A 16845-nucleotide genomic window follows, 5' to 3' on the forward strand; every position below is an offset into this window, starting at 1 on the left:
CGAGCCTCATAAGCCGAGACACACCGCGCCCGCCGCGACGACCAGACATGCGAGCCAGCGCTTCGCGTTGACGGTCTCGCGCAGGAACACCCTGCCGATGAGCGCGGCGAACACGACGCTCGTTTCCCGCAACGCCGATACCGCGCCCATCGCGCCCGCTTGCATTGCCCATATGACGATGCCGTACGCGGCGATCGACACGAGCCCGCCCGCCAGCGACGAGCCGATGGCCAGGGGCGCGGTGCGGATCGGCGTCCACAGTGCGGGAAGCCCGCGCATCGTCACGAAGAGCAGCGGCATCAGCCAGTAGAAGAGGAACATCCACGCGGTGTAAGCAAGCGCCTGTCCGTTCGATGCCCGCACGCCGATGCCGTCAATGACCGTATAGATCGCGATGGTCACGCCGGTGGTGAACGCGGCCAGCGCGCTCGATCGCGACACATGCCGCCCCTGCAACGCCAGCGCCATGATTCCGCCGGAGATAAGCGCGATGCCGAACGCATGCAGCGGCCCGATGGCCTCGTGCGCGAAGAGCGCCGCGCCGAGCGTGACGAGCAGCGGCGACGAGCCACGCGCGATCGGGTAAGCCTGCGCGAGATCGCCTCGCCGATACGAGCGCACGAGGCTCACGTTATAGACGATATGCACGAGCCCCGAGGCAACGATGCAGGGCCACGCGGCATCGGCGGGCAAGGGCAACGCGATGACCGCCACCGACGATACAGCCGCAATCGCGATGCTCATCCATGTCATCGAGAGAAAGCGGTCGCGATTGCCGTGCAGCATCGCGTTCCAGCTTGCGTGAAGCAGGGCGGCGAACAGCACGACACCGCCTGTGTAGCTGAACATGCAGGTTCCTGTGAACGTTCACGATATGCGCAAGAATATCTATCTTGTGAGCGCTGCACAAACCAGATAAATTGGCCCGATGCGTGAGATTTTCTATTGCGAATGAAAAGAGAGCTGCCTTCACTGAATGCGTTGCGTGCTTTCGAGGCGGCGGGCCGGCTCGGCAGCTTCAAGGATGCAGCGGCGGAACTGCACGTCACGCAGGGCGCGGTGAGTCAGCAAGTGCGTTTGCTTGAAGCGTGGCTCGGCGCATCGTTGTTCGAGCGGAAGAACCGGCGCGTCGTGCTGACGGGCGCGGCCGAAGCGTATCTCGCGGAAATCGGGCCGTTGTTCGAGCAACTCGCACAGGCGACGGCGAGATACGGCATTCCCAAAGCCGTGCCCCGGACGCTATCCGTGAATGCGCCTGCTACTTTCGCATTGCGCTGGCTCGTGCCGAGACTCGTCGCGTTTCACACGGCGCATCCGGACATCGACGTGAAGGTCGATACGTCGAACGAGCCGCTAGAGGCCCTGAAAGAAGGCTATGACGTCGTCATTCGCGGCGGACCGGATACGTTCTACGGCTATTCGATGCGCCCGTTCCTCGCGGAAGAACGGCTGCCCGTATGCAGTCCCGCGCTTATGGAACGCGTGCCGCTGCGCACGCCCGATGACTTGCATCGTCACACGCTGCTCCATACGTCGAGCCTGCCGCGGCTGTGGCCCGACTGGCTGACGAAGGCGAAGATTCCCGCGTTGCGGCCAGCGGCGGTCGTGACCTTCGATCACTTCTATCTGACCCTGCAAGGCGCGATCGACGGGATAGGCGTCGCGATGGGGCCGACCGCGCTCGTCGCGGACGATCTCGCGGCTGGCCGGCTCGTGATGCCGTTCGCAGGACCGCGCCTGCCATCGCGGACCTATTGCACGTACATAGCGGAGAGCCGGCCTGCCGACGAGGTGGTGAAGCTGTTCTGCGCGTGGCTCGAAAGCGAAGGACAACGCGCCTGACGCACGCTCAGACTTCCTCTTTGCGCTCGAGCGTGATCACGTGCGATGTCTTCGAGCCATTTAGCTGCTGCTCGTATTCCGTCTCGCCGATGACGACGCGATAACCCTCCTTCGGCAAGATCGAAGGCGCATTCCCGGTTGGCCGGCTGTCGATGCCGCCCAGCCCCGCCGCAGGCGCGGGCACGTTGTTGTCGAGCGTCGCGTTTGACGAAATGACGTTGTCATGCCATTCCGACACGTCGCGGCGCGCTTCGATGGATTTGGCATCCGCGTCGACGGTGTCGTCGGTGGATTCCATGCCGTCCGAATCGACCGAACGGATACGGCCTTTCGCGCGCAGAACCGGATCGCCCGAATCGCGTGCGGCGGACTGATCGCCGGACTCGCTGAATGAAGGAAGCGGCGAGTTGTCGTCCGACGCTCCGGCGGGTTCCGCCGAGCCGGCATGCTTCGTCTTGCCGAACTCCTCGGCCTGCTTGGCGGCGTCAGGGCCGGAGGTGCCGGTGGCGGGCGTTTTGACCGGGCTCTTAGCCGCCATTTCGTTCTGTTGTGCCTGTGACGGATTACCTTCTGCGTTCTGCATTGCGTCCTCGCTTTTGTTCATGGATTCGTCGATTGAGCACGTCGATGCATGCAGCGTGCCCGACAGTAAAGCCAGCGGCACGGCTTATGCTGCGTTGTCGCGCATCTTTTATATTCCGCGCGGAGGCACGTCATGGAAATCAAGTACCGGTCATGCACGATCCATACATCGGCGAGCATCGACGATGGAAGCATCGTCGGCAATGCGCGCATCTATCTGCCGACCGCTAACGACGGCGACGCGATGGAATCGCACGACATGGAGTTTCGCCTGTCCTTCGTCGACGAGAACGAAGCGATGGCCTTCGCGAAAGAAAGCGCGATCGCGTGGATCGACGAGCACGAGGCGCTGGCGCTTTGAGCAGGAAGCCGACGAAAGCGAACGTCATCAAACTGGCGATATCCGGCGCGCTGCTGGCGCTCGCGGGCAGCGTTCACGCGGCGGGCGGCGGCCTCGGCTGTGGCGGCGGGGGCTGTCCGGGCGGCGGGTCCGGCGGACAGGGCGCGGGGCTGCCCTCGGGTGCGAGCGGGCAAGCTGCGGCAGGATCGTCCGCAGACGGACCGCGCATTCACGGCGCGCCGAACGGACAACCGGACGGGACCGTATCGACGGGCGGCGCGGGCAGCGGCACGAGCCGCGATACGGGCGGCACCGGCGTGCCAGCCGCGCAAAGCGGCAAGCCGTCGCCCGCCACGAAGCACGACGCGGGCGGCTCGCAGGGCTGGTAAGCGTTGCAATAGCGCGTGTCGTAAGCGCGCGTTGTTCATATCGACAGGTTTTTCAGGACGTCCTTGCACCACTGTCCGAACGAGCCTTCGAACGGCTTCACGACCAGACCGCCATCGTGTCCCAGGTGCGCAAACGCGCGGCGTGCGCGAACCAGTTGCGTGCGCTCGTCGGCGAGATCGACGTAATGCAGCACGCGTTGCCGGCCATCGGCGGGCGCTTCCGCGAACTGCCGAAGCAGAAGCCGCAGCAGCGCATCTTCTTCGGGAAACCCGTAGCCCACCAGCACCACGACGCGCGATTCCTGCAGCAAGCGCACCGCCTTCGGAAAAAGTGCCTGAAAATAGGGCTGATCGTAGTCTTGCGCGCGTGACGGCAGCATGATTTGCGGCGGATGACGGCGCACGGCTTCGTCATCGCGCTCGCGATAATCGATTTGCAAGCCTTCGTGCGTCATGACCAGATCGAAGCCGCCATTGACCTTCAACAGATTGCCCGATGGTCGCAAATGCCCCGCGATCAACGCATCTTCTCCACACCACGAAACAGGCGTAATGCCGCGGTAAAGCCTGCGCGAAGCATGCCGCTCCTGCGGATTGGCGCTATCGACGAGTGCTTCGGTCACGAAGTCATAGTTGGTCGTGACGAAGCTCACTTGCAGCGCACGCTCTGGCCCATGCGCCGCGTTCGCGCAAGACGGATGCATCAGCACCGAGAAAAGCGAGAGGATCGCGTCTTTTTCCGGCGAGCCGGTGGTATCGAGCCGGAAGCGGCCATCCAGCATCTTCGGCGGCGGCGCAGTATCGTTGAACTTGCGATACACGATGTAGCGCAGCTCGCGTTCGATCGCATCGAGACAGGAGTCGTCGACGAAGCGGTTGCGTATCGGCGGATACTTTCTCAGCATGCCCACCTGATACACGATGTCGAGAAACAGCTCGCGGTCCAGCGTCGTCCGTTCCGCAGGAAAGCCGATCATCGTGAGGAACTCGGCAAGAATGGGCGACCACGCCGTCCAGTCGTCATGGGCGAGATTGAAAAGCGCCGCGCCGGTCGGATAGCGCGGGTCCCATGAGTTCGAGAAGCCCGCGCCCAGTACGAACGTGATGGTGGTCGCGGCAGACCGCTGCTTTCTACACAGCTCCGAGAACGCCTTGCCGAACCATGCGGGCGAGTCCAGCTCCATGCTCGATTCCTCCTTGCCGGACAATCGAGCAATGGACATACCGAATCACGGCGGCGCGTGTTTCATGCTTGCGGCGGTTGGCCGTTGGATGCGCTCAGGCCCCCGTCGACAGGCAGATTCACGCCCGTCACGAAGCGCGCGTCGTCGCTGGCGAGAAAGGCAATGACCGCGGCGATGTCGTCCGGCTGGGCGGCGCGGCCGAGTGGAATGCGCTCGCGAAACTTCGCCATGAGCGGCTCATCGTCGAGCATGTCTTTCGTGAGGTCGCTCGCGGTCAGGCTCGGACAGACGGCGTTCACGCGCACGCCGTCGCGGCCGTGATCCATCGCGAGCGCGCGCGTGAAGTTGGTCACCGCGCCCTTCGCCGCGTTGTAGAAACTCATGCCCCAGTCGCCGCCCAGCCCTGACACCGACGACACATTGACGATCGATCCCTTCGCCGCGATCAGATGACGGATGGCCGCGCGGCTGCAATAAAAGACGCCGTCGAGATCGGTCGACATGATGGCGCGCCAGTCTTCGAGCGTCGCTTCATCGATGCGTCCCGTCGGCGCGACGCCCGCGTTGTTCACGAGCACGTCGATGCGCCCGAAGCACGCGACGCTCGCTTCGATCAATTGCTCCGCGTCTTCATAGCGGGAGACATCGCAAGCGTGAACCAGCGTGCGCGCGGCATCGAGGTCGCGTGCGACGCGTTCGAGTTTCTCTCGCGTGCGCCCGGCCAGCACGACGTTCGCGCCTTCCGCAGCGAACCGGCGCGCCGCGCCCTCGCCGATCCCCGAGCCAGCGCCCGTCACGATGACCACTTTGGATGTGAAACGTAAGGTGTCCATGTGCTTGTCCAGTGTTTGTCAGAACATGTGTGTTTGCATGTTTCGTTCCACCGAAAAGCGGCATACGTACCGGTCTGTTACCGGTCACAATCGAATTGCATCGCGCAAGGGCAATCGCTATACTGCCTCGGCGGTACGTTGGCCTGACCACTCTCATTGGCCTGACCGCAATGCAACTGAAGGCAGTCCCGAAGGCAACTGTTTGAAAGCAAGGCATCGGCGTCCTCGCTGATGCGCTCCAAAGAGGCATGCTCATGACGATGTCGTTTCAGGCTTTCCGCTCCGGCGTTCGCATCGAGCGCGCACATACCGCTTCGCCCATTTCGTTAGTCTTTCAGCGCACTTCGTATCGCTCGCACTGACACGGCACGCGCCTAGCCACGCGCGCTGCACGCATTGAACCGACAAAAACACGCAGCACGATAATAAGGAGACTCGGATGGTCCGCTCAGCAAAACAGGCGGCGATGGCCCTTGCCGCAGCGTCGTGCATGATCGCCGGTGTGGCGCATGCTCAGGTCGCCACCGGCGATACGTCGCAGAAGAAGATTGCGCTGTCGAACAGCTTCGCGGGCAACGCGTGGCGTCAGTCGATGCTGAAGAGCTGGAACGGCGTGTCGCAACAGGCCGTTGCCGACAAGAAGATCGCGGCCGCGCCCGCCTTCACCACCGCGGAAAACCAGGTCACCGAGCAGGCGCAACAGGTGCAGAACCTGATTTTGCAGGGCTATAACGCCATCGTTATCGACGCGGTGTCGCCCACCGCACTCAACGGCACGATCAAGAAGGCGTGCGCGGCGGGCGTCGTGGTCGTGTCCTTCGATGGCATCGTCGATGAGCCTTGCGCGTATCGCGTGAATTTCGACTTCAAGGGCTGGGCGGCGCAGGGCGTCGACTATCTTGCGCAACGTCTGAACGGCAAGGGTAATATCCTCGAAGTGCGGGGCGTCGCGGGCATTTCCGTCGATAACCTCATGCATGAAGGCGTGCTCGAAGCGATGAAGAAGTACCCCGGCATGAAGCTCGTCGGATCGGTGAATGGCGACTGGACGCAATCGGTCGCGCAGAAAGCCGTGGCGGGCATCCTGCCGACGCTGCCGCAAGTCGATGGCGTCGCGACCGAAGGCGAGATGTCGTTCGGCATTGCGCAGGCGTTCAAGGCGGCGAATCGCCCGGCACCGCCGATGATCATCGGCAGCACGTATCCCGAACTCAACTGGTGGAACGAGCAGACGAAGAACGGCTATCAGTCGCGCTCGCTGTCCAATCCGCCGGGCGCGGTGACGTTCGCGTTCTGGGTCGCGCAGCAAGTGCTCGCGGGCAAGAAGGTCCCGAAGGACGTGACCATCAACGTGCCGTTGCTGGAGATAACGCAGCAGGAGTTGCCGGCCAAGCTCGCGGCGACGCCGCCGGGCGGCATCAGCGACGTCACCTATACGCTGCCGCAGACGGTCGCGCTGCTCGACAAGAAAAAATAGTAAGAATAACTGAGCATTTCAATCTAACGCCACGCATGGAGCATGTGAATGGGCGGAGCAGGAGACACGATTGCCGGCGATGACGCGCTCATTCGCTTCGAAGGCATCGGCAAGACGTTCGGGCGCGTGCGCGCGCTCGACGGTATCGACTTCGCGTTCATGCGAGGCGAATGCGTCGGCATCGCGGGGCACAACGGCGCGGGCAAATCGACGCTGATGGCCGTGCTGGCCGGCGTGCATGCGCCGACGCAGGGACGCATCGAAGTCGATGGCCGGGACGCGCCGCATTACGACGCCAACGCCGCACGCGAAGCCGGCGTGCGCTGCGTGTTTCAGGAGTTGTCGCTGTGCGCGAACCTGACGGTCGCGGAGAACATGTGCATCGTCCATCCGCAATTGCATGGCCGTGGATGGCGGCGCACGGCTACGCGGCTCATGCGCGAGAAGCTCGAAGAAATCTTTCCGGGCAACGGCTTGAAGGGCAACGAACTCGTCTCGGATCTCACGCTCACGCAGCAGCAGATGGTGGAGATCGCGCGAGGCTTCACCGTCACCGATACCCCCGTGCGTCTCGTGATTCTGGACGAGCCGACCTCATCGCTCGATGCCCACACCGCCGAGCAATTGCTCGCGTTCGTGAGCAAGGCGGCGCAGGGCGGCATCACGTGCCTGCTCATCACGCACATGCTGGGCGAGATCGAGCGCGTAGCCGACCGCGTGATGGTGATGCGCGATGGCGGCATCGTCAGCGTGTTGCCGCGTGCGCAGTCGAGCCGCGCATCGATCATTCAGGCGATGGGGCAGCATCTCGAAGCGGACAAGACGCCGGGCGCGACGCCATCGCAAGCCGCGCGCAGCACCGAGCGGCACTTCAAGTGGAACGTGGGCGTCAAGCGTCACACGCCGATCGAAGCGGCGCGCGGCGAAGTCGTCGGCTTCGCGGGACTCGCGGGCCAGGGTCAAACCGAAGCGTTGCTTGCCATCTATGAAGCCGCGTCGCGGCGTGGGCCGGGCCGCGCGAAAGTGGCTTTCGTAGCGGGCGATCGCGGCCGCGACGGCGTCTTTCCGATATGGTCCATCGCGCAGAATCTCGATGTGCGCTGGCTCGCGGGCGGGGCGACACGCAGGCGCGGTCTCGTCGATCTCGCGGCGGCGCGGGCCGTCGTCGAAGCGTGGCGCCTGAAGATCGGCATACGTGGCGCGGCGATGAGCGCGGGCATTCTGTCGCTATCGGGCGGCAATCAGCAGAAGGTTCTGTTCGCGCGGGCGCTCGCATCCGATGCCGACCTCATCCTGATGGACGATCCCACGCGCGGCGTCGACGTCGGCACGAAGCGGGACATCTATCAGCTCGTTCACGATGAATCCGCGAAGGGCCGCACCTTCATCTGGTACACCACCGAAAACGAAGAACTGTCGCATTGCGACCGCACTTACGTGTTCCGCTCGGCCGCCGTCACGCGCGTGCTCCATGCCGACGAATGCACGGAAGAAGCGTTGCTCGCGGCGAGTTTCGAGGAGCAGGCCGCATGACTCTCGCCTTTACGCAAGCGCGTTTGCGCGCGATGCTTCCCGCGATATCGCTCGTCGCGGTGCTGATACCGATCCTCGTCATGCAGCCCGCGGTGATGAGCTACTTTGGGTCGAGCCTGCTGTTGAATCTCGCCGTGCCGATCGTGCTCGCGACGCTCGCGCAACTTGCAATCATCACCGTCAACGATCTCGATCTTTCCATCGGGCCGTTCGTGAGTCTCGTCGCATGCATCGGCGCGACGCTGCTCGTGAAGACGCCGTGGCTCGGCGCGCTCGCGCTCGCCGGCTGCGTGCTGGCTTATGCGGCCGTGGGCGCGCTGATCGAATTGCGCCAGATACCTTCGATCGTTGTGACGCTCGGGCTCTCCTTCGTGTGGAGCGGGCTTGCCATTGTGCTGTTGCCATCGCCGGGCGGCACGAGCCCCACATGGCTCGGCGCGGCGATGAACTATCAGACACCGTTCATCGCGGCGCCCATCGTATGGTCGGTGTTGATTGCGATCATCGGTCATTTGCTGCTGATGCGCTCCTCGGCGGGCGTGCGCGTGCGCGGCGCGGGGGGCAATCCGCGCGCGATGCGCCGCTTCGGCTGGTCGCTCGTGCGCAGCAAGGCCACCTTGTATGGCGTCGCGGGCGTGTTCGGCGTGTTGTCGGGGCTGTCGCTGCTGGGCCTCACGACATCCGCCGATGCCAACCTCGCCTTGCGTTACACGTTGCTGTCCATCGCGGCCGTGATTCTCGGCGGCGGCGAATTCGTGGGCGGGCGCGTCTCCGTGATCGGCGCGGTGCTCGGCGCGATTACGCTGACGCTCGCGGCATCATTCCTCGCATTCCTAAATATTTCGTCGGACTGGCAGGTCGGCATGCAGGGTGCGATCCTGATCGTGGTTTTGTCGTTGCGCGTGCTGCTGCAACGCGGAGAGCGCCGATGAACACCATCGCAGACAATAACGGGAGCGCGTGGTCGCGCATCAAGGCCATTCAGGCGCCGTGGGCGTGGTCCTTCGTCGGCGCAGTGCTCGTGTGGTTCGCCATCGTCGCGATTTTCGGCTTCGGAATCGCGAGCAATGTCGCGCAAACGGCGCTGACATACGGCGTATTCATGGTGCTGGTCGGGCTCGGGCAGATGCTCGTCATCACCTCGGGCGTGGGCAACATCGACTTGTCGGTGCCCTCGACGATTGCGCTCGCCGGCGTCGTCGGCATGCACGTGATGGGCGGCGTGAACGGGAACATCGTGCTCGGCGTGGCTGCGGCGCTCGGCGTGGGCATCGCGATCGGGCTCGCGAATTACGCGCTGATTCGCATGCTGCGCATTCCGCCGATCATCGCGACGCTGTCATCGAGCTTCATCATTCAGTCGATCGCTATTACGCAAGGCAGGCAGCTTCCGCCGCCGCCGCCCGGGCTCGGCGCGTTCGCCACCGGGCGCTTCCTCGACGTGCCGTATATCGCGCTGGTGGCGCTGGCGTTGTCGATTGCGCTGGCTGTGCTGCTGCATCGCGCGGTGTATGGGCGCAGGCTTTCGGCGATCGGACAGAACGCGCGGGCCGCGTGGCTCGCGGGCGTGGACGTGCATCGCACGCGCTGCCTCGCCTATGTGATGTCCTCGATGATCGCGTCGCTGACGGCGCTGCTGATCGCGGCGACATCGGGCGGGGCGTCGCTCGATATGGGCGTCGAGTACATGCTGATTTCGATTGCCGTGGTCGTGATCGGCGGCACGCTGGTTGCCGGCGGCAAGGCGACGATTGCGGGCGTGTGGGGCGCATCAATGTTCCTGTTTCTGACCAACGCCGTCCTCAATGCAGTCGGTGCGGATGCGGGCGTGCGTTCGATCGTCTATGGCGTGCTCATCATCGCGGTGACGGTGGCGGCGGGCGGCAAGGCGGCGCGCTGAAGATGCGTGAAAGAGCCGTTGAATCAACCCATAAGAAGGACAAGGAGACATGAAATCCCAAGACTACGAAGTGCATGATCCGCGCTTTCGGCTGCTGCTTCAGCCCAACGCATTCCTCGAGAAGCTGACCGGCGATTGCCTGTGGGCCGAAGGCCCCGTTTATTTTCCGGCGACGGACTTGCTCATCTGGAGCGACATTCCGAACAACCGCATGCTGCGCTGGGCGCCGGGGATGGGCGTCGGCGTGTATCGCGCGCCATCGAATTTCAGCAACGGCAACACGCGCGATCGCGAGGGACGTCTCGTGAGTTGCGAGCACGGCGCGCGGCGCGTGACGCGCACGGAGCACGACGGCAGCGTGACCGTGATCGCATCGCACTTCGACGGCAAGAAGCTCAATTCGCCGAACGATGTGATCGTCGATTCCCAAGGTGCGATCTGGTTTACTGATCCGGACTACGGAATAATCAGCGATTACGAGGGATATCGCGCGGAGAGCGAGATCGGCCGATGCAACGTGTATCGCGTCGCGCCCGGCGAAACGCAAGTGCGCCTCGTCTGCGATGACTTCGTGAAGCCCAACGGCCTCGCGTTCTCGCCGGATGAATCGAAGCTCTATATCGCGGATTCCGCTGCCTCGCACGATGACGATGCGCCGCGTCACATTCGTGTATTCGATGTCGAGAAGGATGGCGCGTTGCGCAATGGCCGCGTGTTCATCGCGATGCGAAGCGGCGTGCCCGACGGCTTACGCAGCGACGAGCAAGGCAACGTGTGGACGAGCGCGGAAGACGGCGTGCACTGTTATGCGCCGGATGGCGCGCTGCTCGGCAAGATACTCATTCCCGAAGTCGTCGCGAACCTGACGTTTGGCGGGCTGCGGCGCAACCGGCTGTTCATCACCGCGACTTCATCGGTGTATGCGGTTCATGTAGGCGTGCGCGGCGCGGCGCGCTGATCGATAACAAAAGGAGACAGAGAGTGCAGATGCTTAAGATGATGGCGGCCGCATGCGTCGCGCTGGCGAGCGTGCCGGCGATGGCGCAGGTGGCGAACGGCGATACGTCGTCGATGAAGATCGCGTTGTCGAACAACTACGCGGGCAATAGCTGGCGTCAGCAGATGCTCAAGAGTTGGTCCAATGTCGCCGATGCCGCGGTGAAGCAGAAGATCGTGGCGTCCGCGCCGAGCTTCACGACCGCGGAGAGCCAGGCGACGGAGCAGGTCCAGCAGATACAGAACCTCATTTTGCAGGGCTACAAGGCGATCGCCGTCGACGCCGTCTCGCCGACAGCGCTCAATGGCGTGATCAAGCAGGCGTGCGGTGCGGGCGTGACGGTCGTATCGTTCGATGGCATCGCGACCGAGCCGTGCGCGTATCGCATCGCCGTGGACTTCCAGGGCATGGGCCGAATGCAGGTGGATTATCTGGCGAAGCGTCTCAATGGCAAGGGCAACCTGCTGGAGATTCGCGGGCTCGCGGGCGTGTCGGTGGATGACGAGATTCATCAAGGTATCGTCGATCAGATCAAGAAGTATCCGGGGCTTAAGATCGTCGGGTCGGTGCATGGCGACTGGACGCAGACCGTGGCGCAGAAACAGGTCGCGGGCATTTTGCCGACGCTGCCGAAGATCGACGGCGTCGTTACGCAGGGCGGCGATGGGTTCGGCGCGGCGCAGGCGATCAAGGCGGCGGGGCGGCCGACGCCGATCATCATTCTCGGCAATCGTCAGGAAGAGCTTGCGTGGTGGGCGGAACAGCGCAAGAGCGGCTATGAAACGATGTCGGTGACGATTCCGCCGGGGGCTTCGTCGTTTGCGTTCTGGGTGACGCAGCAGGTGCTGGCGGGCAAGAAGGTGCCGCATGACATCCGGATGCCGGTGCTCGAAGTGAAGCCCGAGGAACTGGATGCGGTGCTGGCCAAGACGCCGACGGGCGCGCTCGCGAACAAGGAGTACTCGCGAGACGAGGTCGTGGCTGTGGTGGATGGGAAGAAGTAGGCTCTTTCCCTGTCGGGAAGTTTTTTGCGCGCCGTTCTGCTAGCTCGCCCCTCGCCGGGGCGAGTTTTTTAAGCCAGTTTCGAAACTGCAAGCCACGCGTAGGCAGCAAGTGACACCGGCACCGCCTCCCGACAGGAACAATCCACCGCTTCGATTAAAAACAGCAAGTAACCCCTCACGCATACAGAATCTTCGTCCCGTTGCCATCGAGCCATCGCACGAACTCTTCGCCGAGCCCGTCGTCGGTGACGAGGTAATCGATACGATCCATCGCGCCGAACGCCGCGAACTCGCGCTTGCCGAACTTCTTGGAATCCGCCAGCAAATAGACGGTCTTCGCCGCGTCGATCATCGCGCGCTTCACGTGCAGGTCGATAAAGTCCGGATACGAAATGCCCGATTCCATCGACACCCCGCCCGCCGCCAAAAAGAGCTTGTCGACGAACATGCCTTCGAAGAACGCCGACGCCTTCTCGCCCGACACCGCAATCGTCTCCGGCTTGAAGATGCCGCCGGTCAGCATCACGCGATTCGTCGGTTCCGCGCCGAGCAGAATCGCAATGTTCAGCGCGTTCGTCACGATACGCAGGTTCTGCCGATCCAGCAGGTTTTTCGCAAGCTCGGTCGCGGTCGCGCCGCAGTCCAGAATGATCGAATCCCCGTTCTCGATCAGACTCGCCGCCTTCGCCCCGATCAGCGCCTTCTCCTCGCTCGTCGGCAACACCGGCGTCTCATAGCTTCGCCTCGCCGGCTCTAGCCGCTCGGCTCGCAGCCGCACGTTGCCATGCACGCGCTCGACTCGCCCGAGCCGCTGCAGTTCGTCGATGTCCTTTCGAATCGTCGGCATCGACACGCCAAACTCACTCGACAATTCCGAGAGCTTCACGAGCTTGGCCGCACGCACACGTTCGAAAATCTTCTCTGTTCTGGTTCGTTGATCCATTCCGCCCTTCCTGCGCTTGCGCTGTACCGCGCCGCCCCAAGCCGTATTCTGCCTGATCAGAAACGCCGCCGCGTTCGTTTTAGGGGTTTTCCCTCTTTCGATTCATTTGCCTTTGACTTTCGAAAGAAAGTAAAAGAAACTCTGTCTCAAGCAAACGGGAAGTCTGGGAGCAGGGAATGGAAAACCCCTTCAAGCAGTCGGGCGACGCGCTGCATCGCCGGGCGCAAGAGATCCGCAAGAAAATCTGCGTGATGAACGCCACGGCCAAGAGCGGTCACACAGGCGGCGACATGTCGGAGGCGGACATCCTCGCGGCGCTCTATTTTCATGTGCTCCGCTATGAGACCGACGCCGCCAGCAGCGTGCGCTGGCACGACGAGTTCATCCTGAGCAAGGGTCACGGCGTCGGCGGCCTGTATGCCTGTTTCGCGGAACTCGGCTGGCTGGAGGACGACGAACTGCTCACCTATCTGAAGGACGATTCACGTCTACCGGGCCATCCTGTGCGTCAAAAGCTGCCGACCTGGGTCACGGTGAACACCGGCGGCCTCGGTCACGGCCTGCCGATCGCCGCCGGTCTCGCGATGGCCAAGCAGCGTCACGCCGCGCAACACGAAGGCCCGACCGGGCGCGTGTTCGTGCTGACCGGCGACGGCGAACTCGAAGAGGGTTCCAACTGGGAAGCCGCGATGGCTGCGGCGCATTTCGAGCTCTCGAACCTCGTCGTTATCGTGGACCGCAATCGCCTGCAACTCGCAGACTTCACGCACAACATCATGGATCTCGATCCGCTCGACGAGAAGTTCCGCGCTTTCGGTTTCGAAGTTCACGACGTGAACGGAAACCAGGCGGACTCCATTTGGAAACTATTGGAAAGTCTCGACTACTCAAACGGAAAGCCCAAGGTCGTGATCGCGCACACCATCAAGGGGCGCGGCGTGTCGTTCATGGAGAACGTGCCGGCCTGGCATCACAAGTTCCCGGATGAAGATCAACTCAAGCAGGCGCTGAAGGAGCTGGACCATGCGTGACTACGCTGACTTGCGGGACGGCGCGGTAAGCGCACTCGGCCGGCTGACCGCCTCGGGGCAAGACATCATCGTGATGGTGGCGGATTCCACGTCCACCTCAAAGATCGGCCCGTTCATGAAGGACTATCCCGAGCGCGTGATCAACGTCGGCATCGCGGAGCAGAACATGGTCGGCATGGCGGCGGGCCTCGCGCTCGGCGGACATATCGTGTTCACGGCGAATGCCGCGCCGTTTCTCGTCGGACGCGCGAACGAGCAGGTCAAGAACGACGTCTGTTATAGCGGCACCAACGTGAAGATGCTCGGCCTGAATGCGGGCGTCGCGTATGGGCCGCTTGCATCGACGCATCATGCAATCGACGACCTCTCGATCATGAGCGGCTTCGGCAACGTGCAGATTTTTGCGCCGTGCGACGAAGTCGAAGTCGTGCAGATGATCGACTATGCCGCTTCGTTCGATGGCCCCGTCTACATCCGTCTCGACAATGCGAAGTTTCCGGTCGTGCACGACGCGTCGTATCGCTTCGTGCCGGGCCGTCCCGATGTATTGATCGAAGGCTCGCGCGTCGCGGTCGTCGCGATGGGCTCGGTCGTCGGCGAGGCGCTCGATGCGTGCGAGACGATGCAGAAAGAGAGCGGCATGTCGCCGACGCTCGTGAACCTCTCGTCGCTGCGCCCGCTCGATCAGGACGCGCTCGCCGCGATCATCGAACGGCACGACGCGATCGTCACCGTCGAAGAGCATTCGCTGCATGGCGGCGTCGGCGCGACGGTGGCCGTGTTGATGGCCCGGCGTCAGATCAATCGGCCGCTCACGATGCTCGGCATCACCGAGGGCGAGTTCGCGAAGTACGGCACGCGTAAGGGCATCCGCCGCCATTACGGTATCGATGCAGCCGGCATCGCCGATGCGATCCGCGCGCAGCGCGCCAACTGAAACACGCGCCAAAGAACGAATCAGGAGACACAGATGGGCATTCAGTACGACATGTCGCTGCGCCACGGCGTCGATTTCGATTTCCGTCTGGACGGCAAGGTTGCCGTCGTGACCGGCGGTCTCGGCGGCATCGCGATGGCGACGAACGCCGCGTTGATCGCAAAGGGCGCTCGCGTCGCAATTCTTTATCCGAGCTTCGAAGAGCCGCGCGTGCAAGCCGCCATCGACGAACTGGGCGCGGACAACGCCCAAGCCTTTGCGTGCGATGTCGCCAACGAAGCCGATGTCGAGCGCGCCATCAAGGCCGCGCATGCGCACTTCGGCGATCTGCATCTGCTCGTGAACGCGGCAGGCTGCATCACGCTGACGCCCGCTGAAGAGATCGGCTACGACGAATGGCAGCGTCAGATCGGCGTCAATCTCACGGGGCCGTTTCTCTGCTCCAAGCATTTCGCGCGCATCGTGCTGGCAAGCGGGCATGGCGGCAAGATCGTCAACATCGCATCGCAGGCGGCGACCGTCGCGATCGACCAGCATTGCGCCTATACCTCCGCGAAGGCCGGCCTCATCGGCATGACGAAAGTGCTCGCGAAGGAATGGGCCGGGCGCGGCATCACCGTCAACACGGTATCGCCGACCGTCGTGCTCACGCCGATGGGCGCGGCCGCATGGGAAGGCGAGAAGGGCGAGAACATGAAGAAGCTGATTCCCGTCGGCCGCTTCGCCTATACCGATGAAATCGCCGCCGCGATTCTGTTCCTGCTGTCGAACGGCGCGGACATGATCACCGGCGCCGACATCATGATCGATGGCGGCTACACGATCGCCTGATGCGTCATTGCTCTACGAACACAAATCAACCGGAGACAACACCATGTGGAAGAAGCTAGCAGTCGCTGCGGCGGTGGCCGTTTCGTTCGGCGCCGCCGTGCCGGGCGTCGCCAATGCGGCGGGCAAGGGCACCATCGCGATTCTCGTGAACGCGCTCGACAATCCGTACTATGCCGCCGAAGCCAAGGGCGCGGAAAGCGAAGCGAAGAAGCTCGGCTACGACACCATCGTTCTTTCGCATGGCGAAGACGTCAACAAGCAGAACGAGCTCGTCAATCTGGTGATCGGCAAGGGCGTGAAGGGCATCATTCTCGATAACGCCGATTCGAACGCGAGCGTCGCCACGGTGCGCACCGCCGTCGACAAGAAAGTGCCCGTCGTGCTGATCAATCGCGAGATTCCGAAGGACGGTATCGCGATCGCGCAGTTGAGCCATAACAACCTGCAAGCGGGTACTGAAGTCGCGCAACGCTTCGTCGAAACCATCGGCGAAAAGGGCGAATACGTGGAGCTTACCTGCAATCTTGCGGACAAGAACTGCGTGACGCGTTCGCAAGCGTTCCATCAGGTACTGGATCAATACCCCGAACTGAAGATGGTCGCGCGGCAAGACGCAAAGGGCGCGCTCTTGCCCGGCAAGCAGGCGATGGATTCGATCCTGCAGGAGCATTCGAAGATCAAGGGCGTCATCAGCGGCAATGGTCCGGTTGCGCTCGGCGCGATCGCATCGCTCGAATCGGCGGGACGCAAGGATGTGGTCGTGATGGGCATCGACGGCAGCAACGACGAGCGCGATTCCATTCTCGCGGGCAAGCTGAAGGCCACGGTCATGCTGCAGGCGCAGGGCATTGCGATTCACGGCGTCGATCTGCTCGACAAGTACATCGCTACCGGCAAGACCGGCGAGCAGGAGCGTCAACTGTTTCGCGGCATCCTGATCACGAAGGACAACGCGTCGAAGGTCAAGGACTTCTACTACACGAAGTAACGCACTGCGATGTTGGACGGGCGCGGTCATCGCC

The 16845-nt window shown here is 63.0% G+C and carries 18 protein-coding genes; 13 read left to right on the plus strand and 5 right to left on the minus strand.

Translation table 11 applies throughout. From position 1 onward, the window contains the following. Nucleotides 1-6: 6 nt before the first annotated feature. A complete protein-coding gene (locus tag AB6804_RS06795) occupies nt 7-849 on the minus strand; it encodes an EamA family transporter (RefSeq protein WP_370885801.1) in 843 nt (280 codons plus the stop codon). A 102-nt stretch (nt 850-951) separates the two neighbouring features. On the opposite strand from AB6804_RS06795, the gene gcvA reads away from it, so the two are divergent. Continuing rightward, a complete protein-coding gene (gene gcvA / locus AB6804_RS06800; RefSeq protein ID WP_370885802.1) occupies nt 952-1842 on the plus strand; it encodes a transcriptional regulator GcvA in 891 nt (296 codons plus the stop codon). A 7-nt stretch (nt 1843-1849) separates the two neighbouring features. Here the strand turns inward: gcvA and AB6804_RS06805 are convergent, their stop codons facing one another. Beyond that, nucleotides 1850-2425, minus strand: coding sequence for a DUF3005 domain-containing protein (locus AB6804_RS06805; protein WP_370885946.1), 576 nt, complete (start codon nt 2423-2425; stop codon nt 1850-1852). A 132-nt stretch (nt 2426-2557) separates the two neighbouring features. Between AB6804_RS06805 and AB6804_RS06810 the strand changes: the two genes are divergently transcribed. Both AB6804_RS06810 and AB6804_RS06815 read left to right on the plus strand, forming a co-directional pair. After that, on the plus strand, nt 2558-2785 hold the full coding sequence (locus tag AB6804_RS06810) for a hypothetical protein (RefSeq protein WP_052005685.1): 228 nt from the start codon (nt 2558-2560) through the stop codon (nt 2783-2785). Next, complete coding sequence (locus AB6804_RS06815; protein ID WP_370885803.1) at nt 2782-3153, plus strand: hypothetical protein; 372 nt, start codon at nt 2782-2784, stop codon at nt 3151-3153. The genes AB6804_RS06810 and AB6804_RS06815 overlap by 4 nt, the downstream gene beginning before the upstream one ends. A gap of 35 nt (nt 3154-3188) precedes the next feature. Here AB6804_RS06815 and AB6804_RS06820 read toward each other — a convergent pair whose 3' ends face one another. Together AB6804_RS06820 and AB6804_RS06825 are read right to left on the minus strand one after the other, a co-directional pair. Continuing rightward, nucleotides 3189-4337, minus strand: coding sequence for a hypothetical protein (locus AB6804_RS06820; protein ID WP_370885804.1), 1149 nt, complete (start codon nt 4335-4337; stop codon nt 3189-3191). 62 nt (nt 4338-4399) lie between these two features. Continuing rightward, a complete protein-coding gene (locus AB6804_RS06825; protein ID WP_370885805.1) occupies nt 4400-5170 on the minus strand; it encodes an SDR family NAD(P)-dependent oxidoreductase in 771 nt (256 codons plus the stop codon). Nucleotides 5171-5609: 439 nt separating this feature from the next. Between AB6804_RS06825 and AB6804_RS06830 the strand changes: the two genes are divergently transcribed. The 6 genes from AB6804_RS06830 to AB6804_RS06855 are packed head-to-tail and all read left to right on the plus strand — an operon-like array spanning nt 5610 to nt 12081. Continuing rightward, the gene (locus AB6804_RS06830) at nt 5610-6647 is read left to right on the plus strand and encodes an ABC transporter substrate-binding protein (RefSeq protein WP_370885806.1); all 1038 of its coding nucleotides are present in this window, start codon (nt 5610-5612) and stop codon (nt 6645-6647) included. 48 nt (nt 6648-6695) lie between these two features. Then, nucleotides 6696-8180 (plus strand): sugar ABC transporter ATP-binding protein, encoded by a 1485-nt coding sequence (locus AB6804_RS06835; RefSeq protein ID WP_370885807.1) that lies wholly within the window; start codon nt 6696-6698, stop codon nt 8178-8180. Further along, complete coding sequence (locus AB6804_RS06840) at nt 8177-9112, plus strand: ABC transporter permease (RefSeq protein ID WP_035962554.1); 936 nt, start codon at nt 8177-8179, stop codon at nt 9110-9112. The genes AB6804_RS06835 and AB6804_RS06840 overlap by 4 nt, the downstream gene beginning before the upstream one ends. Then, entirely contained in the window at nt 9109-10080 is a 972-nt protein-coding gene (locus tag AB6804_RS06845) for an ABC transporter permease (protein WP_370885808.1), read from the plus strand. Before AB6804_RS06840 ends, AB6804_RS06845 begins: the two co-directional genes overlap by 4 nt. 49 nt (nt 10081-10129) lie before the next feature. After that, a complete protein-coding gene (locus AB6804_RS06850; protein WP_370885809.1) occupies nt 10130-11038 on the plus strand; it encodes an SMP-30/gluconolactonase/LRE family protein in 909 nt (302 codons plus the stop codon). Between the two features lie 29 nt (nt 11039-11067). After that, nucleotides 11068-12081 (plus strand): ABC transporter substrate-binding protein, encoded by a 1014-nt coding sequence (locus tag AB6804_RS06855; RefSeq protein ID WP_370885947.1) that lies wholly within the window; start codon nt 11068-11070, stop codon nt 12079-12081. Between the two features lie 175 nt (nt 12082-12256). Here AB6804_RS06855 and AB6804_RS06860 read toward each other — a convergent pair whose 3' ends face one another. Further along, complete coding sequence (locus AB6804_RS06860) at nt 12257-13024, minus strand: DeoR/GlpR family DNA-binding transcription regulator (protein WP_370885810.1); 768 nt, start codon at nt 13022-13024, stop codon at nt 12257-12259. A 176-nt stretch (nt 13025-13200) separates the two neighbouring features. On the opposite strand from AB6804_RS06860, the gene AB6804_RS06865 reads away from it, so the two are divergent. From AB6804_RS06865 to AB6804_RS06880, 4 genes are read left to right on the plus strand one after another with little or no spacing between them, the layout of a single operon-like run. After that, entirely contained in the window at nt 13201-14055 is an 855-nt protein-coding gene (locus AB6804_RS06865; protein WP_370885811.1) for a transketolase, read from the plus strand. Next, the gene (locus tag AB6804_RS06870; protein WP_370885812.1) at nt 14048-14992 is read left to right on the plus strand and encodes a transketolase family protein; all 945 of its coding nucleotides are present in this window, start codon (nt 14048-14050) and stop codon (nt 14990-14992) included. The genes AB6804_RS06865 and AB6804_RS06870 overlap by 8 nt, the downstream gene beginning before the upstream one ends. 33 nt (nt 14993-15025) lie before the next feature. Beyond that, a complete protein-coding gene (locus tag AB6804_RS06875) occupies nt 15026-15823 on the plus strand; it encodes a GolD/DthD family dehydrogenase (protein WP_370885813.1) in 798 nt (265 codons plus the stop codon). A gap of 43 nt (nt 15824-15866) precedes the next feature. Continuing rightward, nucleotides 15867-16811 carry a D-ribose ABC transporter substrate-binding protein gene (locus AB6804_RS06880; RefSeq protein WP_035962564.1) on the plus strand — a complete coding sequence of 315 codons (945 nt, stop codon included), beginning with the start codon at nt 15867-15869 and terminating at the stop codon, nt 16809-16811. The last annotated feature ends 34 nt before the right edge of the window (nt 16812-16845 follow it).

It is taken from the genome of Caballeronia sp. RCC_10, assembly GCF_041360715.1.
Taxonomy (GTDB): Bacteria; Pseudomonadota; Gammaproteobacteria; order Burkholderiales; family Burkholderiaceae; genus Caballeronia; species Caballeronia grimmiae.